General features: G+C 66.0%; 21 protein-coding genes. 14 read left to right on the forward strand and 7 right to left on the reverse strand.

The genetic code is table 11. The annotated features are described in order from the left end of the window. The first annotated feature begins 68 nt into the window (after positions 1-68). From AWJ14_RS07170 to AWJ14_RS07180, 3 genes are read left to right on the forward strand one after another with little or no spacing between them, the layout of a single operon-like run. Positions 69-668 (forward strand): shikimate kinase, encoded by a 600-nt coding sequence (locus AWJ14_RS07170; RefSeq protein ID WP_066176838.1) that lies wholly within the window; start codon positions 69-71, stop codon positions 666-668. After that, entirely contained in the window at positions 665-1,789 is a 1,125-nt protein-coding gene (gene aroB / locus AWJ14_RS07175) for a 3-dehydroquinate synthase (RefSeq protein WP_066176840.1), read from the forward strand. The genes AWJ14_RS07170 and aroB overlap by 4 nt, the downstream gene beginning before the upstream one ends. Then, positions 1,786-3,081, forward strand: coding sequence for an HlyC/CorC family transporter (locus AWJ14_RS07180; protein ID WP_425349616.1), 1,296 nt, complete (start codon positions 1,786-1,788; stop codon positions 3,079-3,081). Before aroB ends, AWJ14_RS07180 begins: the two co-directional genes overlap by 4 nt. Positions 3,082-3,123: 42 nt before the next feature. Here AWJ14_RS07180 and AWJ14_RS07185 read toward each other — a convergent pair whose 3' ends face one another. After that, positions 3,124-3,426, reverse strand: a complete 303-nt coding sequence (locus AWJ14_RS07185) for a BolA family protein (protein ID WP_066176841.1) — start codon at positions 3,424-3,426, stop codon at positions 3,124-3,126. 137 nt (positions 3,427-3,563) lie between these two features. On the opposite strand from AWJ14_RS07185, the gene AWJ14_RS07190 reads away from it, so the two are divergent. From AWJ14_RS07190 to AWJ14_RS07205, 4 genes are all read left to right on the forward strand, one after another. Next, a complete protein-coding gene (locus AWJ14_RS07190) occupies positions 3,564-4,190 on the forward strand; it encodes a J domain-containing protein (protein WP_171904837.1) in 627 nt (208 codons plus the stop codon). Positions 4,191-4,261: 71 nt separating this feature from the next. After that, entirely contained in the window at positions 4,262-5,257 is a 996-nt protein-coding gene (cobS, locus tag AWJ14_RS07195) for a cobaltochelatase subunit CobS (RefSeq protein WP_066176846.1), read from the forward strand. Between the two features lie 11 nt (positions 5,258-5,268). Next, positions 5,269-7,170, forward strand: coding sequence for a cobaltochelatase subunit CobT (gene cobT, locus AWJ14_RS07200; protein ID WP_066176848.1), 1,902 nt, complete (start codon positions 5,269-5,271; stop codon positions 7,168-7,170). Between the two features lie 53 nt (positions 7,171-7,223). After that, on the forward strand, positions 7,224-8,195 hold the full coding sequence (locus tag AWJ14_RS07205; protein ID WP_066176975.1) for an esterase-like activity of phytase family protein: 972 nt from the start codon (positions 7,224-7,226) through the stop codon (positions 8,193-8,195). Between the two features lie 40 nt (positions 8,196-8,235). Here AWJ14_RS07205 and AWJ14_RS07210 read toward each other — a convergent pair whose 3' ends face one another. Further along, a complete protein-coding gene (locus AWJ14_RS07210; RefSeq protein ID WP_066176850.1) occupies positions 8,236-8,862 on the reverse strand; it encodes a queuosine precursor transporter in 627 nt (208 codons plus the stop codon). A gap of 85 nt (positions 8,863-8,947) precedes the next feature. Next, positions 8,948-9,244 (reverse strand): 50S ribosomal protein L28, encoded by a 297-nt coding sequence (gene rpmB, locus AWJ14_RS07215; protein WP_066176852.1) that lies wholly within the window; start codon positions 9,242-9,244, stop codon positions 8,948-8,950. Between the two features lie 267 nt (positions 9,245-9,511). On the opposite strand from rpmB, the gene AWJ14_RS07220 reads away from it, so the two are divergent. The 3 genes from AWJ14_RS07220 (at position 9,512) to AWJ14_RS07230 (ending at position 11,886) form a co-directional block, all read left to right on the forward strand. Then, entirely contained in the window at positions 9,512-10,291 is a 780-nt protein-coding gene (locus AWJ14_RS07220) for a DUF3108 domain-containing protein (protein ID WP_139112561.1), read from the forward strand. A gap of 75 nt (positions 10,292-10,366) precedes the next feature. Next, positions 10,367-11,242 (forward strand): aromatic amino acid exporter YddG, encoded by an 876-nt coding sequence (gene yddG / locus AWJ14_RS07225; RefSeq protein WP_066176855.1) that lies wholly within the window; start codon positions 10,367-10,369, stop codon positions 11,240-11,242. Then, on the forward strand, positions 11,239-11,886 hold the full coding sequence (locus tag AWJ14_RS07230) for a lysoplasmalogenase (RefSeq protein ID WP_066176857.1): 648 nt from the start codon (positions 11,239-11,241) through the stop codon (positions 11,884-11,886). Before yddG ends, AWJ14_RS07230 begins: the two co-directional genes overlap by 4 nt. Here AWJ14_RS07230 and AWJ14_RS07235 read toward each other — a convergent pair. Together AWJ14_RS07235 and gloB are read right to left on the reverse strand one after the other, a co-directional pair. Continuing rightward, on the reverse strand, positions 11,864-12,334 hold the full coding sequence (locus AWJ14_RS07235; RefSeq protein ID WP_066176859.1) for a cupin domain-containing protein: 471 nt from the start codon (positions 12,332-12,334) through the stop codon (positions 11,864-11,866). The two genes, AWJ14_RS07230 and AWJ14_RS07235, sit on opposite strands and share 23 nt — an antisense overlap. A gap of 2 nt (positions 12,335-12,336) precedes the next feature. Then, entirely contained in the window at positions 12,337-13,107 is a 771-nt protein-coding gene (gene gloB / locus AWJ14_RS07240) for a hydroxyacylglutathione hydrolase (RefSeq protein ID WP_066176862.1), read from the reverse strand. A 225-nt stretch (positions 13,108-13,332) separates the two neighbouring features. Here gloB and AWJ14_RS07245 point away from each other — a divergent pair, with 225 nt between their 5' ends. The 3 genes from AWJ14_RS07245 (at position 13,333) to AWJ14_RS07255 (ending at position 16,217) form a co-directional block, all read left to right on the forward strand. Then, the gene (locus tag AWJ14_RS07245; protein WP_066176864.1) at positions 13,333-14,088 is read left to right on the forward strand and encodes a class I SAM-dependent methyltransferase; all 756 of its coding nucleotides are present in this window, start codon (positions 13,333-13,335) and stop codon (positions 14,086-14,088) included. Between the two features lie 81 nt (positions 14,089-14,169). Further along, positions 14,170-15,267, forward strand: a complete 1,098-nt coding sequence (gene hisC / locus AWJ14_RS07250; protein ID WP_066176865.1) for a histidinol-phosphate transaminase — start codon at positions 14,170-14,172, stop codon at positions 15,265-15,267. A 5-nt stretch (positions 15,268-15,272) separates the two neighbouring features. After that, a complete protein-coding gene (locus tag AWJ14_RS07255) occupies positions 15,273-16,217 on the forward strand; it encodes a prephenate/arogenate dehydrogenase family protein (RefSeq protein WP_066176867.1) in 945 nt (314 codons plus the stop codon). Positions 16,218-16,225: 8 nt separating this feature from the next. On the opposite strand, the gene AWJ14_RS07260 is transcribed toward AWJ14_RS07255, so the two are convergent. Then, the gene (locus AWJ14_RS07260; protein WP_066176869.1) at positions 16,226-17,230 is read right to left on the reverse strand and encodes a DUF2125 domain-containing protein; all 1,005 of its coding nucleotides are present in this window, start codon (positions 17,228-17,230) and stop codon (positions 16,226-16,228) included. Positions 17,231-17,375: 145 nt separating this feature from the next. On the opposite strand from AWJ14_RS07260, the gene AWJ14_RS07265 reads away from it, so the two are divergent. Further along, entirely contained in the window at positions 17,376-17,936 is a 561-nt protein-coding gene (locus AWJ14_RS07265) for a gamma-glutamylcyclotransferase (protein ID WP_066176871.1), read from the forward strand. On the opposite strand, the gene AWJ14_RS07270 is transcribed toward AWJ14_RS07265, so the two are convergent. Further along, complete coding sequence (locus AWJ14_RS07270) at positions 17,910-18,713, reverse strand: lysophospholipid acyltransferase family protein (RefSeq protein ID WP_066176873.1); 804 nt, start codon at positions 18,711-18,713, stop codon at positions 17,910-17,912. The two genes, AWJ14_RS07265 and AWJ14_RS07270, sit on opposite strands and share 27 nt — an antisense overlap. Positions 18,714-18,734: the final 21 nt, after the last annotated feature.

Consider the following 18,734-nt stretch of genomic DNA (forward strand, 5'->3'; position numbering starts at 1 on the left):
AATCGCGCAGGCCGCCCTTCCGGAAACGAGCCGATTTGAAGGGCATGCGCCAGGAACAGGGGAGAGCGTTGACCGAACCGCAGCCGAGTTTGCCGGAGCAGGAGATCGCCAGCGCGCGCCGCGTGCTCGGCCGCCGCAACCTGGTGTTCGTTGGCCTGATGGGCGCGGGAAAATCGGCGATCGGCCGGATCGTCGCGCAGATGCTTGACATTCCGTTCGTCGATTCCGATCACGAGATCGAACGGGTGTCGCGGATGTCGATTCCCGAACTGTTCGAGGCTTATGGAGAGGCGGAGTTCAGGGCGCTGGAGGCGCGGGTGATCAAGCGGCTGCTCAGGACCGGACCCCGCGTGCTGTCGACCGGCGGCGGCGCGTTCATGAACGACGCCACGCGTGCGACGGTGCTTGCAAGCGGCTTGTCGGTCTGGCTCAAGGCGGACCTTGAGGTGCTTTGGACCCGGGTTTCCAAGCGCGATTCACGGCCGCTGCTCAAGACCGCCAATCCCAAACAGACCCTGGCCTCGCTGCTGGAGCAGCGCTATCCGGTCTATGCCGAGGCCGACGTGACCGTGCAATCGCGCGACGACCCGAAGGAAACCATCGCCGCGGAAGCCATTGCCGCGATCGCGCGGCTCGACGGCGAAAGGAAAAAGGCGCCATCCCAATGACCGATCCCACTTCTCCCAGAACCGTTCGCGTCGATCTCGGCGAGCGCAGCTACGACATCGTCATCGGCTCCGGCCTGATCGCGCGCGCCGGGGCTGAAATCGCCGCACGCCGGCCCGGCATCCGCTGCGCGGTCATCACCGACCGCAATGTCGCGGCCGCCCATCTCGACAGCCTGGTCGCAAGTCTCGCCGATGCCGGGGTGGAAGCCGCGCCGCTGGTGCTGGAGCCAGGCGAGAAGACCAAGCGCTTCGACGAACTGGTCCGGGTCTGCGACCATGTGCTGGGCGCGCGGCTCGAACGCGGCGATGCGGTGGTCGCGCTCGGCGGCGGGGTGATCGGCGATCTGGCGGGCTTTGCCGCGGGCATCGTGCGCCGCGGCATGCGCTTCGTGCAGGTGCCGACGAGCCTTCTGGCGCAGGTGGATTCCTCCGTCGGCGGCAAGACCGGGATCAACTCGGGGCATGGCAAGAACCTGATCGGCGTGTTTCACCAGCCGGAACTGGTGCTTGCCGACACCGATGTGCTCGACACGCTGCCGATCCGCGAGTTCCGCGCGGGCTATGCGGAGGTCGCCAAATACGGGCTGATCGACCGGCCGGGGTTCTTCGCCTGGCTCGAAGCCAACTGGCGCGAGGTGTTTTCCGGCGGGCCGGCCCGGATCGAGGCGATCGCCACGGCCTGCCAGGCCAAGGCGGAAGTGGTGGCGGCCGACGAGCGCGAGAGCGGCGCCCGCGCGCTGCTCAATCTCGGCCATACCTTCGGCCACGCGCTGGAGGCTGCGACAAATTACGACAGCGCGCGGCTCGTGCATGGCGAGGGCGTGGCGATCGGCATGGTGCTGGCCCATGAATTCTCCGCGCGGATGAACCTTGCGAGCCCCGACGATGCGGCGCGGGTGGCCCATCATTTGCGCGAGGTCGGGCTTCCGACCCGGATGTCGGATATTGAAGGCGGGCTGCCGCCGACCGATATACTGATGACGCACGTCGCGCAGGACAAGAAGGTCAGGCGCGGGGCGCTCACCTTCATCCTCACGCGCGGCATCGGCCAGAGCTTCATTGCCGACGATGTTCCGGGGGACGAGGTGTTTCGATTTCTCGAGGACAAGCGGGCATCATGATGCTGGAGACAATTGGCGCAATCCTGACCGACCACGGCCTGACGATTCTGGCGATCCTGCTCCTGATCGGGCTGTCGGCGTTCTTTTCGGGGTCCGAGACGGCGCTGACCGCCGCCTCGCGCGCCCGTATGCATTCGCTGCAGACCAATGGCGACCAGCGGGCCGCAACCGTGACCGCGCTGATCGAGCGGCGCGACCGGCTGATCGGGGCACTTCTGATCGGCAACAATCTGGTCAATATCCTGGCTTCGGCGCTGGCCACAAGCGTGCTTCTGTCGATTTTCGGCGACAGCGGCGTGGCGGTGGCGACGCTGACGATGACGCTGCTGCTGGTGGTCTTCGCCGAGGTCCTGCCGAAAAGCTGGGCGATCTCTGCACCCGACCGCTTCGCAATGACGGTGGCGCCGCTGGTGCGCATGTTCGTGCTGGTCGTCGGCCCGCTGTCGAGCTTCGTCAACCTGATCGTGCGGCAGCTGATGTCGCTGTTCGGCGTGACCTTCGCCTCGGAAAATTCGATGCTGTCGGCGCATGAGGAAATTCGCGGCGCGGTGGATCTCGCCCACCGCGAGGGTTCGGTGGTCAAGGCGGATCGCGACCGACTTGGCGGATTGCTCGACCTCGGCGAACTCGAAGTCTCCGATGTCATGATCCACCGCACCTCGATGCGCATGCTCAATGCCGACGAGACGCCGGAGGCCAATGTGCGCGCGGTGCTGGAAAGCCCCTATACGCGGATGCCGGTCTGGCGCGGTTCGACCGACAACATCATCGGCATCGTCCATGCCAAGGACGTGCTCAGGGTGCTCGCGGAAGTGGGCAACGAGCCGCACCGGATGGATGTGGTCAAGATCGCGCAGAAGCCCTGGTTCGTGCCCGACACCACGAGCGTGCCCGATCAGCTCAACGCGTTCCTGCGGCGCAAGGCGCATATCGCCATCGTGGTGGATGAGTATGGCGAGGTCGAGGGCCTGGTGACGCTCGAGGACATTCTCGAGGAAATCGTGGGCGACATCGCCGACGAGCACGACGCCGAGGTGCAGGGCGTGCGCCAGGAAGCCGATGGCTCGATCGTGGTCGATGGCTCGGTGCCGATTCGCGACCTCAACCGCGCGCTCGACTGGTCGCTGCCCGATGACGAGGCCACCACCGTGGCGGGCCTGGTGATCCACGAATCGCAGACGATCCCCGAGGAGAAGCAGGCCTTCACCTTCCACGGCAAGCGCTTCATCGTGATGAAGCGCGACCGGAACCGGATCACGCGGCTCAGAATTAGGCCCGCCGACAAGGTGTGAGGCGGGCGCGGGCTGCCGGCGAAGGGCAGGCAGCCGGTGTCGTTACCAGCGTGTCGGCTCGCCCGGTGCCGAAGCCTCCACCGCCATCGCGTGCAGGCCGCTGTCGAGCTCGTCTTTCAGCAGCGCGTTGACGGCGCGGTGGCGTTCGATCCGGTTCATCCCCGAAAAGGCGTCCGAGACGATGCGGATGCGGAAATGCGTCTCGCCGGTGCCGTCGAACGCTTCATGATGGTCGCTTCCCGAGTGGTGATGCCCCGCATGCAGATGGCTTTCGTTGATCACCGCGAGCCGTTCGGGGTGGAAGCGGTCGGTCAGCGCGGTTTCGATGCGGTTTTGGCGGGACATGGAGACGCTCCTGGTTTGTCGCGGGTCAGACAATCGTCAACCGGCATGATTTGCGAGGTGGCATTCGATGCCCAGACGGGGTACGCAGCTTGAATCACCCCTGTCAATCCTTGTTCGTTAACGTGCAGAGCCCCATAATCGTCGACATGAAACTGGATTCCAAATATTTCGATCGCATCCGGGTCCGCCGCAAGGGCGAGCGCCCGGCAGAACCTTCCACCCCCGAATGCCAGTGGGACGGATGCTCTAAGCCGGGCGTCCACCGTGCGCCGGTGGGCCGAGATGCGGAAGGCCAGTATTTCCTGTTCTGCTTCGAGCACGCGCGGGAGTACAACAAGGGCTACAACTATTTTTCGGGACTCTCCGACGGGGAGATCGCGCGCTATCAGAAAGAGGCGCTGACCGGGCACCGGCCGACCTGGAAGATGGGCGTCAACCGGAGCGCGGAAAGCGGGCCCAATCACTCGACGGCGAAATCCGGGTCGGCGAGTTCGCATGCCCGTATGCGCGATCCGCACGGCTTCTTCAACGGTCCCCGGCCCAATCGCCCGGCGCGGGCGCGCAAGGTCAAGTCGCTGGAATCCAAGGCCTTCGACACGCTGGGGCTTGCCGCCAACGCGACTTCGGCGGAGATCAAGACCCGCTACAAGAGCCTCGTCAAGAAGCACCATCCCGACGCCAATGGCGGCGACCGCGGTTCGGAAGACCGTTTTCGCGCCGTCATTCAGGCCTACCAATTGTTAAAGCAGTCTGGTTTCTGCTAAGCGAACAGTCTAAGCAGGAGCGGACAGGACAGACGGCCCGCCGGCCTTTTCAGTCGGGCCTTGGAGACAATATGAGCAAGAGCGATTTCGATATTACCAACCTGCCGGACACCACCGTGAAAGTGCGTGAGGTTTTCGGCATCGATTCGGACATCAGCGTCCCGGCCTACAAAGAGCGCGATGCCTATGTCCCCGAAGCGGATCCGGATTACCTGTTCGACCGCGACACCACGCTCGCCATCCTGGCAGGCTTTGCGCACAACCGCCGGGTGATGGTCTCGGGCTATCACGGCACCGGCAAGTCCACCCATATCGAACAGGTCGCCGCCCGTCTCAACTGGCCCTGCGTGCGCGTCAACCTCGACAGCCATGTCAGCCGCATCGACCTCGTCGGCAAGGACGCGATCGTGATCCGCGAAGGGCTGCAGGTCACCGAGTTCAAGGACGGCATCCTGCCCTGGGCCTATCAGCACAACGTGGCGCTGGTGTTCGATGAATACGACGCCGGCCGGCCCGACGTGATGTTCGTCATTCAGCGCGTGCTCGAATCCTCCGGCCGCCTGACGCTGCTCGACCAGAGCCGCGTGATCCGCCCGCATCCGGCCTTCCGCCTGTTCGCGACAGCCAACACGGTGGGCCTCGGTGACACCACCGGGCTCTATCACGGCACGCAGCAGATCAACCAGGCGCAGATGGACCGCTGGTCGATCGTGACCACGCTGAACTACCTGCCGCACGATCAGGAAGTCGACATTGTCGCCTCCAAGGTCAAGGATTTTGCCCAGGGCGAAGGCCGCGAGACCATCTCGCGCATGGTGCGGGTGGCCGACATGACCCGCTCCTCCTTCATCAATGGTGACCTGTCGACCGTGATGAGCCCGCGTACCGTGATCACCTGGGCGGAAAACGCGCAGATCTTCGGCGATGTGGCGATGGCCTTCCGGCTCACCTTCCTCAACAAGTGCGACGAGCTGGAGCGGGCGCTGGTGGCCGAGCATTATCAGCGCGCCTTCGGTGTGGAACTGAAGGAAAGTGCCGCCAACATCGTCCTCAGCGCAACCGCCTGACGGGTAGCGCCATGGCTGGACGCGGCGACAACATTCGGGCAAAGCCGACAGGCACCGTCGATACGGAACCGTTCCGGCGCGCGCTCACGGGGTGCGTCCGGGCGATCGCCGGCGATCACGAACTCGAGGTGAGTTTCGGCGCCGACAGGCCCGGGCTGGCCGGCGAGCGCGCCCGGCTTCCCGACCTTCCCCGCCGTCCCACCGCCGCCGATTTCGCCGTCACCCGCGGGGTCGGGGATTCGATCGCGCTGCGCAAGGCCTGTCACGACGACAGCGTCCATGCCCGCATGGCGCCCGAGGGGCCCGATGCGCGCGCGGTCTATGACGCCGTCGAGCAGGCCCGGGTCGAAGCCATCGGCGCACGGCGCATGACCGGGGTGGGCGACAACCTCGCCTCCATGCTTGAGGACAAGTACAAGCGGGCCAACTACCAGGGCATCGTCAATCGTGAGGATGCGCCGCTCGAGGAAGCCCTGGCGCTGATGGTGCGCGAAAAGCTCACCGGACGCGCCCCGCCGCAATCCTCCGGCCAGGTGGTCGAGTTGTGGCGCGACTTCATCGAGAGCAAGGCCGGCAGCGTGCTCGATACGCTGGAAGGCTCGGTCGAGGACCAGCAGGCCTTCGCCCGTGTGGTGCGCGAGATGCTCTCGGCCATGGAGATGGCGGAAGACTACGGCGACGACGACCTCGATCAGAATGACGAGGACGAGGTTTCCGACGAGGATCAGCCGCGCAGCGAGGAGCAGAACGACCAGTCCTCGCAGGAGGAGGCCGGCTCGGATGCCGCGCCCGCCGAGGAGAGCGAAGCCTCCGACGAGCAGATGGATTCGGGAGAGATGGACGGCGCCGAGACCGGCGAGGACGACATCGCCGACGACAGCGACGAGGATGCGGAAACCCCCGGCGAGACCCGGCGCAGCGACGACCCCTTCGCCGAACTCAACGAAAAGATCGACTACAAGGTCTTCACCCAGGAATTCGATGAGGAGATCCTGGCCGAGGAACTGTGCGAGGAAGCCGAACTCGAACGGCTGAGGGCATTTCTCGACAAGCAGCTCGCGCATCTGCAGGGCGTCGTCGGCCGGCTCGCCAACCGCTTGCAACGGCGGTTGATGGCACAGCAGAACCGCGCCTGGGATTTCGATCTCGAAGAGGGCTATATCGACAGCGCCCGGCTGCCGCGAATGATCATCGATCCGATGCAGCCGCTGTCGTTCAAGATGGAGCGTGACACCAATTTCCGCGACACCGTGGTGACGCTGCTGATCGACAATTCCGGCTCCATGCGTGGCCGCCCGATCACGGTCGCGGCCACCTGCGCGGATATCCTGGCGCGCACGCTCGAACGCTGCGGCGTCAAGGTCGAACTGCTGGGCTTCACCACCAAGGCCTGGAAGGGCGGACAGGCGCGCGAGAAATGGTTGACCGGCGGCAAGCCGCCATTGCCGGGCCGTCTCAACGACCTGCGCCATATCGTCTACAAGTCGGCCGATGCGCCCTGGCGCCGCGCCCGGCGCAATCTCGGGCTGATGATGCGCGAAGGCCTGCTCAAGGAGAACATCGACGGCGAAGCGCTGATCTGGGCACACCGGAGGCTGCGCAACCGGCCCGAACAGCGCAAGATCCTGATGATGATCTCCGATGGCGCGCCGGTCGATGATTCCACGCTCTCGGTCAATCCGGGCAATTATCTCGAACGGCATTTGCGCGCGGTCATCGAGGAGATCGAGACCCGCTCGCCGGTCGAACTGCTGGCGATCGGCATCGGCCATGACGTCACCCGCTACTATCGCCGCGCCGTCACCATCGTCGATGCCGAGGAGCTGGCCGGCGCGATGACGGAGCAGCTGGCGGCACTGTTTGCCGACGAGGCCGGCGGTCCGCAAGCGCGCCGGGGCCGCGGACGGGCGTGATCCGGCAGGGGGCCATCGCCCGGCGGCTGTCGGCCGGCGTGGCCGCGCTGGCCATGATCGGTGCCACCTGCATGGCCGCCCCGGCGGCTGCGCAGCAGGCGATCGACATCCGCTCGCAGGTCATTTCCCATTTCAAGGTCGGCTCCAGCGAAACCCGCTTCGGCGCGTTCGAGTTCGTGGGCGGTCTGGAACTGAGTTCCCCCAGCTCTGCGCTCGGCGCCATGTCGGCCATCCGGCTGGCCCCGGACAGGAGCCGTTTCCTGGGCGTCATGGATACCGGCGACTGGTATGCCGGCCGCTTCCTGCGGTCCGCGGACGGAACGCTTGCCGGCGTGGCCGATTTCTCCGTCTCTCCGATTCTCGATGCCGATGGCACCGCTTCGGGGGAGAAGTGGCGGTTCGATGCGGAAGGGATGGCGCTGCGCGGTGACGAGGTGCTGGTGAGCTTCGAGCGCAGCAGCCGCGTGGACATCTACCCAGCCAAGGCGCCGGCGGGCGCGAAGCCGATCAGCTCGCTGCCGCTGCAGATCCCGCTCGGCGAGATCCGCAACAATCGCGGGCTCGAGGCCCTGGCTGTCGCGCCGGAGACGTCGGCGCTTGCCGGCGCTGTGGTGGCGGTGACCGAAAGAAGCCTCAATGCCGAGGGCAACATCTATGCGGCGATCCTGACCGGACCGTCCAAGGGCGTGTTCTTCGTCAAGCGGCACGCGCCCTATGACGTCACCGACGGCGATTTCCTGCCCAATGGCGACCTGTTGCTGCTCGAGCGCCGGTTCTCGATGGCTCAGGGCATCGGCATGCGCATCCGCCGCATCGACGGCAGCCGCATCGGCAAGGGCAACCTGGTGGATGGACCGGTGATCCTGGAGGCCGATTTCGGCAACCAGATCGACAACATGGAAGGTCTCGACGTCAGCACCGACGACCAAGGCCGGGTCTTCGTCACGCTGGTGTCGGACGACAACCACTCGATCCTGCAGCGCAACCTGGTGCTGGAATTCCGGTATCTGGGCGCGGGCGGGTAGACCCCGCCCGCCGCCCAGCGGATGCCGGCTTCGCTCCTTGTCAGGAGAGCACGCGGCGCTGCAACACCGGCATCAGCGCGCCATAGGGCGCGAGCATCACCACGCCCACGACCAGCTTGACCGCGAGGTCGCCCAGCGCCCAGGACACCCAGCGCGGCAGGTCGAGGGCCACGAGGCCGAGCAGCGGCGCGGTCTCGGTCGCAAAGGCGTCGCCCGGGCCGATCACGTTCGCGGCCGCGGAGAAGGCCAGGCCAAAGAAAATCAGCGTATCGAGGCACGAGCCGATCACGGTGGAGGTCAGCGGCGGCAGCCACCAGACCCGGTTGCGCAGCCGGTCGAAGATCGACACGTCGAGCAGCTGCGCCGCCAGAAAGGCGGAGCCGGAGGCCACCGCGATGCGCGGGGTTGCCAGCCACACCGACAGCGCCACGGCGACCAGGAAGCCGCACAGCACCACCAGGCGCGCTCTCGGCGCACCGAAACGGCGATTGGCGAGGTCGGTGACAAGGAACGCCACCGGATAGGTGAACGCGCCCCAGGTCAGGAGATCGGCGAGATTGAGCGTGCCGAGCGTCGCCTCCACCGGGAACTGGACCAGGTAGTTCGAGGCCACGACAACGGCGGCCATGACGGCCATGAACGGCAAAAGGGAGGAGGTCAGTCGCATTTTTTTATCCTGGGTTGATGCCACCAGCGAAAAGACGAAGGCGGGCCTGAGGGCCCGCCATGTCATAACAAATTGTGTGCCTGTGTCAGGCTGCCGAGTTCTCGACGAGCTTCTTGGCGATCTGGCGCTTGAGCAGGCGGGCGCGCATCGACAGTTCGCTGTCCTTGGCCTTGGCCAGGAAAGCGTCGAGGCCGCCGCGATGCTCCACGGTGCGCAGGGCATTTGCGGAAACGCGCAGCCGGTAGCGCTGGCCCAGCGCATCGGAAATCAGCGTCACGTTGCACAGGTTCGGCAGGAACCGGCGACGGGTCCGGTTGTTGGCGTGGCTGACATTGTTGCCAGACTGGACAGCCTTGCCGGTCAATTCACAGCTGCGGGACATATTGCACCTATTATCTTTTCGCCAACGGACGGGCCGAGCCGGAAGAGAGGCTCATCCAAACGACCGCAGGCCTTTATTCGGAAGTCGCGTGTCTATAGTCAGACGAGCCCGCGACGTCAAGCGGGAAGACGGGCAAAGGCGCGATTCCGCGCCGGACGGCCAAGATTAATCTGTTTTCGGCTCCGACGTCGACATAATGTTCCGTTCAGCGGCGGTTCAGATGCGGTGGCCGACAGTCGGACGGGCAACAGCGCAGGAGGCATTCCGGTGAGGCGTATAAAGACAGTGCTTGCAACCGTGGCAATGGTGCTGGCGGCATGTGCCGTGCTTCCGGCCTCGGCCGAGCCGGTTCGCTTCAAGAGCGAGTACAAGGTGACGCTGATCGGCTTTCCGGTTGCCTCGGCGCGGTTCGTGACCGAAGTCGACGGCGCCGCCTATTCGATCTCGGGTGATTTGAGCTCCTCGGCCCTGTCGGACATCTTCGCCAAGACCAGGGGCACCACAAGCGTCTCGGGCAGACTTGGCCGCGACCGGCTGGCGGCCTCCCGTTTCCTGGTCGCCTACACCAGCGGAAACAAGCGACAGCGTACCGAGATCAGCTATCGCAACGGTGCGGTCGTCAAGACCGTCAACAAGCCCGAAGCGAGGACGCAAGGGGCGGACTGGGTGCCGCTTGACAAGCGCGACCTGCGTTCGGTCGTCGATCCGCTTTCGGGCATGATCTTTCCCGCCGGTGCCGCCGAATGTCCGCGCAGCCTCCCGGTCTATGACGGCGAGTCGGTCGCCACGCTGCACCTGACGCCGATCGGGCGGCGCCCCTTCAGCACGGCAGGCTTCAAGGGCGATGCGGTTGTCTGCGCGGTGCGGTTCGAGCCGAATTCGGGCTATCGCAGGAATTCCTCCTCGGTGCGCTATCTGACCCAGCTCAAGGGCATCGAGGTCTGGTTCGCAAGGCACGCGGCCACCGGCTTGTCGGCGCCCGTCTATGCCAAGGTGCCCACCAAGATCGGTCAGGTAATCGTTGCCGCGACGCGGTTTGGCGGCTAAAGCCGATATCTGTTTGATGCATTTTCAGAAGCACTTTTTGCCCGGCCTTCGCGCCAGGGCAGGCAGGGGGCGGGCATGGGCAATCTTCCAACCTTGATCGGGTTTTCGGCCGTGGTGATGTGGTCGGCACTGGCGGTGTTGACCGCCGCTTCGGGCACGATGCCGCCATTCCAGCTGTCGGCGATCTGCTTTCTGGTCGGCTCGACGATCGGGGTGGCCGCGATGATTCGCGAGCCGGCGCGCTTCCGCGCCTTTCGGCAGCCGCTGAAGGTCTGGGCGCTCGGCCTGTTCGGGCTGTTCGGCTATCACTTTCTCTATTTCACCGCGCTCAGGAATGCGCCGGCGGTGGAGGCGGGGTTGATCGCCTATCTCTGGCCGCTGCTGATCGTGGTCGGCTCGGCGCTGCTGCCGGGCGAGAAGCTCGGCTGGCACCACATCGCCGGTGCGCTGATGGGGCTTGCGGGAACCGCGCTGATCCTGCTGCGCGGGGCGGATGGCGGCTTCGGCGGCGGCAGCGTGCTGGGCTATGCGGCAGCGGGCCTGTGCGCGCTCACCTGGTCGTCCTACTCGCTGATTTCGCGGCGGTTCGGCGCCACGCCGACGGATGTGGTGGCGGGTTTCTGCATGATTTCCGCGGTGCTCTCGGCGGTGTGCCACCTGTTGCTTGAAACCACCGTCTGGCCCGAGACCACCGGCCAGTGGCTGGCGGTCGCCGGCCTTGGTGTCGGCCCCGTGGGGCTCGCCTTCTATGCCTGGGATTACGGGGTCAAGAAGGGTGACATCCAGGTGCTCGGCGTGGCGAGCTATGCCGCGCCGCTGCTGTCGACGCTGATCCTGATCCTGTTCGGGCATGGCCGCGCGACGGTCGGCATCGTGGTCGCCTGCCTGCTGATCACCGGCGGCGCCTTCCTCGCGGCCAAGGACCTGCTCAAGGCCAGGACCTCCGGATGACGGTTGCGGGTGCGGATTTCGACACGGTTTCCCTCGTCATCCTGGCGCTGTCGGTGCTGGCCTCCGCGGCCTATCTGACCTGGCTCGCCCGGCCGGTCTCGCTTCCGCGCACGATCGCAAAGACACTCGCCGTCGGCTTGCTCTGCCTGCTGGCCCTGAGCGCCGGCGGTCCATGGCTCCTGGTGCTGGCGCTGGCCCTGTCTGCGCTCGGGGACGCCTTTCTCGCCCATGAGGGCGATGTCGCCTTTCTGGGCGGGCTCGGCAGTTTCCTTGCGGGCCACATTGCCTATGCCGTGCTGTTCCTGACCGCAGGGCCCGGATTTTCCGCAGCCGCGGCGCCGGGCGTGCTTGCGATTGCGATTTTCGCCGTCGGGATGGGGTATCTGCTGGTCAGCAGGGCCGGGCCGCTTGCGGTCCCCGTGGCGATCTATGTGCTCGCCATCGCCGTCATGGGAGCCGGCGGCGTCACCATGGGCGGATATGTTCTCGTGGGCGCGGTCCTGTTCATCGCGTCGGATGCGATCCTGGGATCCGAGAAGTTCCTGCTGTCCGAAGGCAGCCCGGCGCGGCGCCTGACCGCGCCTGCGGTCTGGGTGCTCTATTACGCGGGCCAGGCCCTGATCACGCTTGGCCTTCTGGCCTGACCGGGGCTCCCGCGAAGGGAGACGGCCGCCAGTCGGGCGGCGCCATTTCGAAGCTTGCGAAGTCGAAGCCCGGCGCCACGGTGCAGCCGACCAGCGTCCAGGCGCCGAGCGAGGCCGCCGTCTGCCAGCAGCCGGCAGGCACGACGAGTTGCGGCCGCTCGCCGGCGGCGAGGTTCATGCCGAGCCGGTGCGCCTCGGCGCTGATGCCGTCGGACGAGAGCGTAAGCGCCAGCGGCCCGCCGCCATGCCAGTGCCAGATTTCGGTCGCGTCGAGCACGCGATGCCAATGCGAGCAGTCGCCGCCTTCGAGCAGATAATATATCGCGGTCGAATGGCCGCGCGCGCCGCCTTCGGTGTCACGGAAGGTCTCGCGGTACCATCCGCCCTCGGGGTGTTCGCGCATGTCGAGCAGCGCAATGATCTCGCGGGCCGACAGGGTGGGATCCATGGTCAGAACCGGTCCTTGCGCTGGCGCAATTCGGCGAAAACCGCTTCGTCCGATGCGCCCTGCATGCCGAGATGGCTGCGGATCGCGGGATCCCCGGCGCGCAGGAACGGATTGGTGCGCTTCTCATAGCCGATGGTCGTGGGCAGGGTCGCGAGCCCCTTGGCGCGCAGGGTGTCGATTTCGGCCGCACGTTCGGCAAGGGCGGCGTTGTCCGGATCGACGCTCAAGGCAAAGCGGGCATTGGACTGTGTGTATTCGTGGCCGCAATAGACCCGGGTCCGGTCGGGCAGGGCACCGAGCCGGTTGAGCGAGGCGAACATGTCGGCCGGCGAGCCTTCGAACAACCGGCCGCAGCCGAGCGCGAACAGCGTGTCGCCGGCAAACAGCAGATCCTCGCCGGCGATGTAGAAGCAGATGTGACCCGCGGTGTGTCCCGGTGTCGAAATGACCTGCACGGTCCGTCCGGCGAAGTCGAACGTGTCGCCATCGCGAAGCGTCTGGGTCAGCCCCTTGATCTTGTCCGCCTCCGCGGCGGGGCCGATCACCTCCGGGGCCTGGGTCTCCGTCAGCGCCGGCAGCCCCTCGACATGATCGGGATGATGGTGAGTCACGAACACATGCGTGAGCCGCCAGCCATTGTCCGCAACCCGCTTGGAGATGGCCGTGCCGTCCGGTGCGTCGATGCTGGCTGTCTCTCCGGTCAGCGGATCATGCAGGATCACCCCGAAATTGTCCTGCCGGCAGGTGAACTGCTCGATCATGAGGTTGGTCATCAGGCTTTGTCTCCCCGGGTTCGTGTCTTGGCGGTCACTATAGCGGCGGGGACGGTGCCCGTCACCTCAAGGAACTCCCGCATTTTCGAAGGCTCGGCCGTCTCCGGAAACTTGTCGCCCAGGCGGCAGGTGCCTCCGACACCAAAAAAAGCGTGGCCCGGAGGTGGGCTCGGCCGGCAGCGGGTGTTAGGCTGCCGGTCCAAGAGCCGATCCGGGTTTCCTGCCATGCACGCCGATATCGTTGATCTGAGACAGTTCTACCATTCCCGCCTCGGCCGCTTCGCCGAGCAGTCGGTGGCGATGGCGCTGTCCTCGATCTGGGCCAGCCTTCCGGGCGAGCGGCTGATGGGGCTCGGCTATGCGGTGCCCTATCTCGACCGTTTCGGCCCCGATGCCGAGCGGGTGTTCGCCTTCATGCCCGCGGGGCAGGGGGCGGTGAACTGGCCGATGGGCGGGCCTTCGGCAACCGCCCTGGTGTTCGACGAGGAACTGCCGCTGCCCGATGCCGCGGTCGACCGGATCCTGATGGTGCACTCGCTGGAATTTGCCGAGAACCCGCGCGAGACGCTGAAGGAGCTGTGGCGGGTCTTGGCGCCGGGCGGGCGACTGGTGATCGTTGCGCCCAATCGCCGCGGTGTCTGGGCCCGGTTCGAGCACACGCCGTTCGGAGCAGGGCGGCCCTATTCGCGCGGTCAGCTGACCTCGCTGCTCAGGGAGAGCAATTTCACACCCGGAGCCTTTGCCGAGGCCTTGCTGTTCGCCCCCTCCGAGCGCGCGGTGGTGCTGCGCATGCGCGGCATGTTCGAGCGGATCGGCCGCACCATGTGGCCGGTGTTCGCGGGCGTCATCATCGTCGAAGCGCAGAAGAGGCTGTATCAGGGCCTGCCGGTCGCGGCGCGGGCGTCGCGCCGGGTGTTCGTTCCCGTCCTGTCGCCGCAGCCTTCGCGCGCGGTGCAGCGGCATTCCGACCCGCAGGTCTGAGCGAAACTCTCGACAAGACCGCTGCGAGGGGCTATTGCGGCCCATCCCGCCTTGGGTTTTCGTTTTCAAGGAAAAGTCGCCATGAGCAGCACCGAGTCCCCCCGTCCGAAACCGGGTATCATGGATATCGCCGCCTATGTGCCGGGGCGCGAGAAGGTGGCCGGCGTCGACAAGGTCTACAAGCTGTCGTCGAACGAGTCCCCGCTCGGGCCGAGCCCGAAGGTGACCGAAGCCTTTGCCGCCCGCAATGTCGACCTGGCGGCCTATCCTGACGGCGCGGCGCACGAGCTGCGCGAGGCGATTGCGCGGGCGCACGGGCTCAATGCCGGCAACATCCTGTGCGGCAACGGCTCGGACGAACTGCTCGGCCTGCTGTGCCAGACCTATCTTGCGCCCGGTGACGAAGGCGTGTTCACCGAATACGGCTTCCTCGTCTACAAGATCCAGATCCTGGCGGCGGGTGCCACGCCGGTCAGCGTGCCCGACACCGACCTGACGGCCAATGTCGATGCGATCCTGGCGGCGATCACGCCAAAGACGAAGCTCGTGTTCCTGGCCAACCCGAACAATCCGACCGGGACCTATCTGCCCGTGAGCGAGGTCCGGCGGCTGCATGCCGGTTTGCCCAAGAACGTGATCCTGGTGCTCGATGCGGCCTATGCGGAATATGTCCGCCGCAACGATTACGAGGCGGGCATCGAGCTGGTCTCGGCGAATGCGAATGTGGTGATGACGCGGACCTTCTCGAAGATCCACGGGCTTGCTGGCCTGCGCATCGGCTGGATGTACGCCAACGAAGCCATCATCGACGCCTGCAACCGCGTGCGCGGACCCTTCAACCTCAATGCGCTGGCTCTCATCGCCGGTGCCGCGGCAATCGGCGACCGCGCGCATGTCGAGCGTGCCGTCGAGCACAACGAGATCTGGCGGGACCGGGTCTGCACGGCCTTGGAAGAGCTCGGTCTTGCGGTGACGCCCTCGGTCGGCAACTTCGTGCTGATCCATTTTCCGCAAACGGCGGGCAAGACCGCGGCGGAAGCCGACGAGTATCTGAGTGCGCGCGGCTATGTGTTGCGCCGCGTGGCCGGCTACGGCCTGCCCGACGCGCTGCGGATGACGATCGGCAGCGAGGAAGCCAATCTCGGCGCGATTGCGGCGCTGAAGGAATTCATGGCCTGAATATCATGACCGATCCCCTGTTTGAAAACGTCACCCTGATCGGCATCGGGCTTATCGGCTCGTCGCTTGCGCGCGTCATTCGCGCCAAGGGTCTCGCCCGCCATGTCACCATCGCCACGCGCAGTGCGCCCACGCTCGAGGCGGCGCGCGCGCTCGATCTCGGTCATGCCTATACCCTCTCCAATGCCGAAGCCGTCGCTGACGCGGATCTGGTGATCGTGTCGGTTCCGGTCGGCGCCTCGGAGGCCGTGGCACGGGAGATCGGCCCGCATCTCAAGCGCGGCGCGATCGTGACCGACGTGGGATCGACCAAGGCGTCGGTCGTCCGCCAGATGCAGCCGCACATTCCCGAGACCGCCCACTTCATTGCCGGGCACCCGATCGCCGGCACCGAGCAGAGCGGGCCGGAGTCCGGCTTCGCGGAGCTGTTCGAAGGTCGCTGGTGCATCCTGACCCCGACGCCGGGCACCGATGCGGATGCGATCGCGCGGCTCAAGGCCTTTTGGGAGGCCTGCGGCTCGACGGTCGAGGAGATGGATCCGGAGCACCACGACCTGGTGCTGGCGATCGTCTCCCACCTGCCGCACATCATCGCCTACAACATCGTCGGCACCGCCGACGATCTGGAGACGGTGACGAAATCCGAGGTGATCAAATATTCGGCCTCCGGTTTCCGCGACTTCACCCGCCTGGCCGCGTCTGATCCGGTGATGTGGCGCGACGTCTGCCTGCACAATCGCGATGCGATCCTGGAAATGCTGGCTCGGTTTTCCGAGGACCTGGCTTCGTTGCAGCGGGCGGTGCGCTGGGGCGATGGCGACAAGCTGTTCGACCTGTTCACCCGCACCCGCGGCATCAGGCGCTCGATCGTCGAGGCCGGCCAGGATACGGATGTGCCGAACTTCGGCCGCAACGTGCTCAAGCAAGACGCCAAGGCTGGCTCGTCCTGAAACCCTGATCAGAAGCCCGGCAGGGTTCCGAGCGGGAAGATTCCGAGCGAGACGCGGTTGTCGGCGATCGACAGCGGCAGGGTGATGCCGTCGTCGCCGGGCTTGCTGTCGAGCGATGCCATGAGCGGCGCGAGGCGACCGAGCATCGCGCCAAGCTCGGGATCGAGCTGTGCCGCAAGATCGACCAGACGACCGGGATTGCGCAGCGTCACGTCGAGCTTTCCCGAAAGCAGCCCGTCGGCGCCGACTTCGACGGGGCCGGTGAATTCCAGCGAAGCGCTGTCGTCGAGCGCGATCGAGAAACGATGGATCATCGCCTGGTAAGGCGGGAACACGGGCGTATAGGGAATGTCGAGGACATCTGCCCTGCCGGCGACGGTGGCCTCGAGAACGGCGGCTTTTGTCGTCAGGCCTCCCAGAAACAGGGTGTGGAGCCCGTCCGCCTGAAGCGCCAGATCGAGATCCGCGCCGTTCTTGCGGGCATGCGCCACCAGCCGCTCGGCCTCGATCGCCAGTTTCTGCGAGAGCCCGGCGCCATCGAGATCGATATAGACGGTGCGGCTGTCGAGCGAAGCGCGGGCGATCCCGGTCGTGTCGGCGACCACGCTTGCCTGGAGCAGCTGCCAGTCCACGCGGGCCGCAAGACCTGGGCCCTGGACCGCGAGCGGCCCGTCGATTTCGGCAACCGCGTGACCGGGGTTGTAGACCTGCGCCGCCGAACGCAAGGGGCCGGCGGTCGCCGTCAGGCCCTCGGCGGCATTGGCATAGGACAGCGACCGGCAGAACAGGCCGAACCGGAACGGATAGCCGCGGATTTCGGGGTCGTCGCAGGAGGCGGTTGCCTGTGCGCCGGTGATCCGGGCGAGGGTCTCAGGCAAGTGGCGTTCGGCCTGAGCGGCAAGCACGAACCAGCCGGCGGTCCACAGCACGCAGGCGCCGACAACCGCCAGGCCGAGCCAGACGAACTTGCGCGATGAATTCCGGGACGGCGATCCGGGTGTCTGGGCTGGCATTGCGTTCTCCCGCTGGGGCCTGCAATAAGGGCGGTCATTGTGGTCAGACCGTGACCGGCGCGGCCGGTCTTCACAGGCAAGACGGGCCGGGCGGCTTGCCTTGCCAGACGACTCGATCGCCGGAATGGACACTGTGGACGCGGATATGGACGATTTCTGGGTGTTTGGCTACGGCTCGCTGATGTGGCGGCCGGGCTTCGATCATGAGGAGACGCGCCAGGCGCGGCTGTTCGGTTATCACCGTGCGCTGTGCGTGCGCTCCTTCGTGCACCGTGGCACGCCCGAACGGCCGGGCCTGGTGCTGGGGCTCGACCGCGGCGGCTCGTGCCACGGCGTCGCCTTCCGGGTTCGCTCTGAAAATCGCGAGGCGGTGCTTGCCTATCTGCGCGCGCGCGAACTTGTGACGCTGGTCTATGTCGAAACCGTGCGCAGGATCCGGCTCGACAGCGGTGAACATGTGCGGGCGCTCACCTATGTGGTCGACCGGGCGCATCCGCAATATGCCGGCGGGCTGACGGTGGATGACGCGCTGGCGGGCGTGCGCGGGGCGCGCGGCCAGTCAGGGCCGAACGAGGAGTATGTGCTCAACACGGTCGCCCATCTCTGCGCGCTCGGAATCCGCGACCTCCATCTTGAGGCGATCGCGGGCGGCTTGCGGGCCAGGGAGTCCATTACGGACTCAGCGCAGCTCGGCGCCGGGGTCTGAGGCAGTCAGTTCCGCGAAGCGGCGGCGGGCGTCCTCGCGCAGCGGCACCTGCGGATTGGCACGGATGGTTTCCACCAACAGCTTGTCGCTCGCGGTTTCCATCACGTCGACCAGCTTTTCCATGAAAGCGTCCGGATCCATGCCGGGAGCGATCGGCGGCAGGATCTGAACCTTGAAATGGCCGGGGAAGCGCAGGAACTTGCGCCGCGGCCAGAACAGGCCCGGGTGCATGACCACCGGGACCACCGGAACGTCGAGGTCGCGGTAGAGCCGGGCGATGCCGTATTTGTAGTTCGGCGGTGCGCCGGCCGGGCGGCGGGTGCCTTCGGGATAGATGATCAGCTGCCGGCCGTCGCGCAGCTGCTGCTTGGTGCGCTCGAGAACTTCGGCCATGACCTTGCCCTTGGCGCCGCGATTGACGGGAACCATGCGCATGCGCGTGATGTATTGGCCGAACAGCGGAATCCAGGTCAGCTCGCGCTTGAGGATGTAGAACGGATCGTCGAGCCAGGGCAGGAGCGCATAGGCGTCCCAGAAGGACTGGTGCTTTGGGGCGAAGATATAGCCGCCCTGCGGAATGTTCTCGAGGCCTTCGATCTCGAACGTGGTTCCGACGATGACCTTCTGCAGCCAGTGGTTCGCGCGCACCCAGTTCTTCGGAACGCTCCAGGCCGCCTTGCGGTCGGCCAGGAAATAATAGGGCGAGAACAGGATCATGCGCGCGATCAGGTTGATATAGAACGCGGCGTTGAAGAGGATCGATCGAAGGGCAATCATGGTGCAATCCGGATTTGCGGC

It is taken from the genome of Parahoeflea olei (genome assembly GCF_001703635.1).
Lineage (GTDB): Bacteria > Pseudomonadota > Alphaproteobacteria > Rhizobiales > Rhizobiaceae > Hoeflea > Hoeflea olei.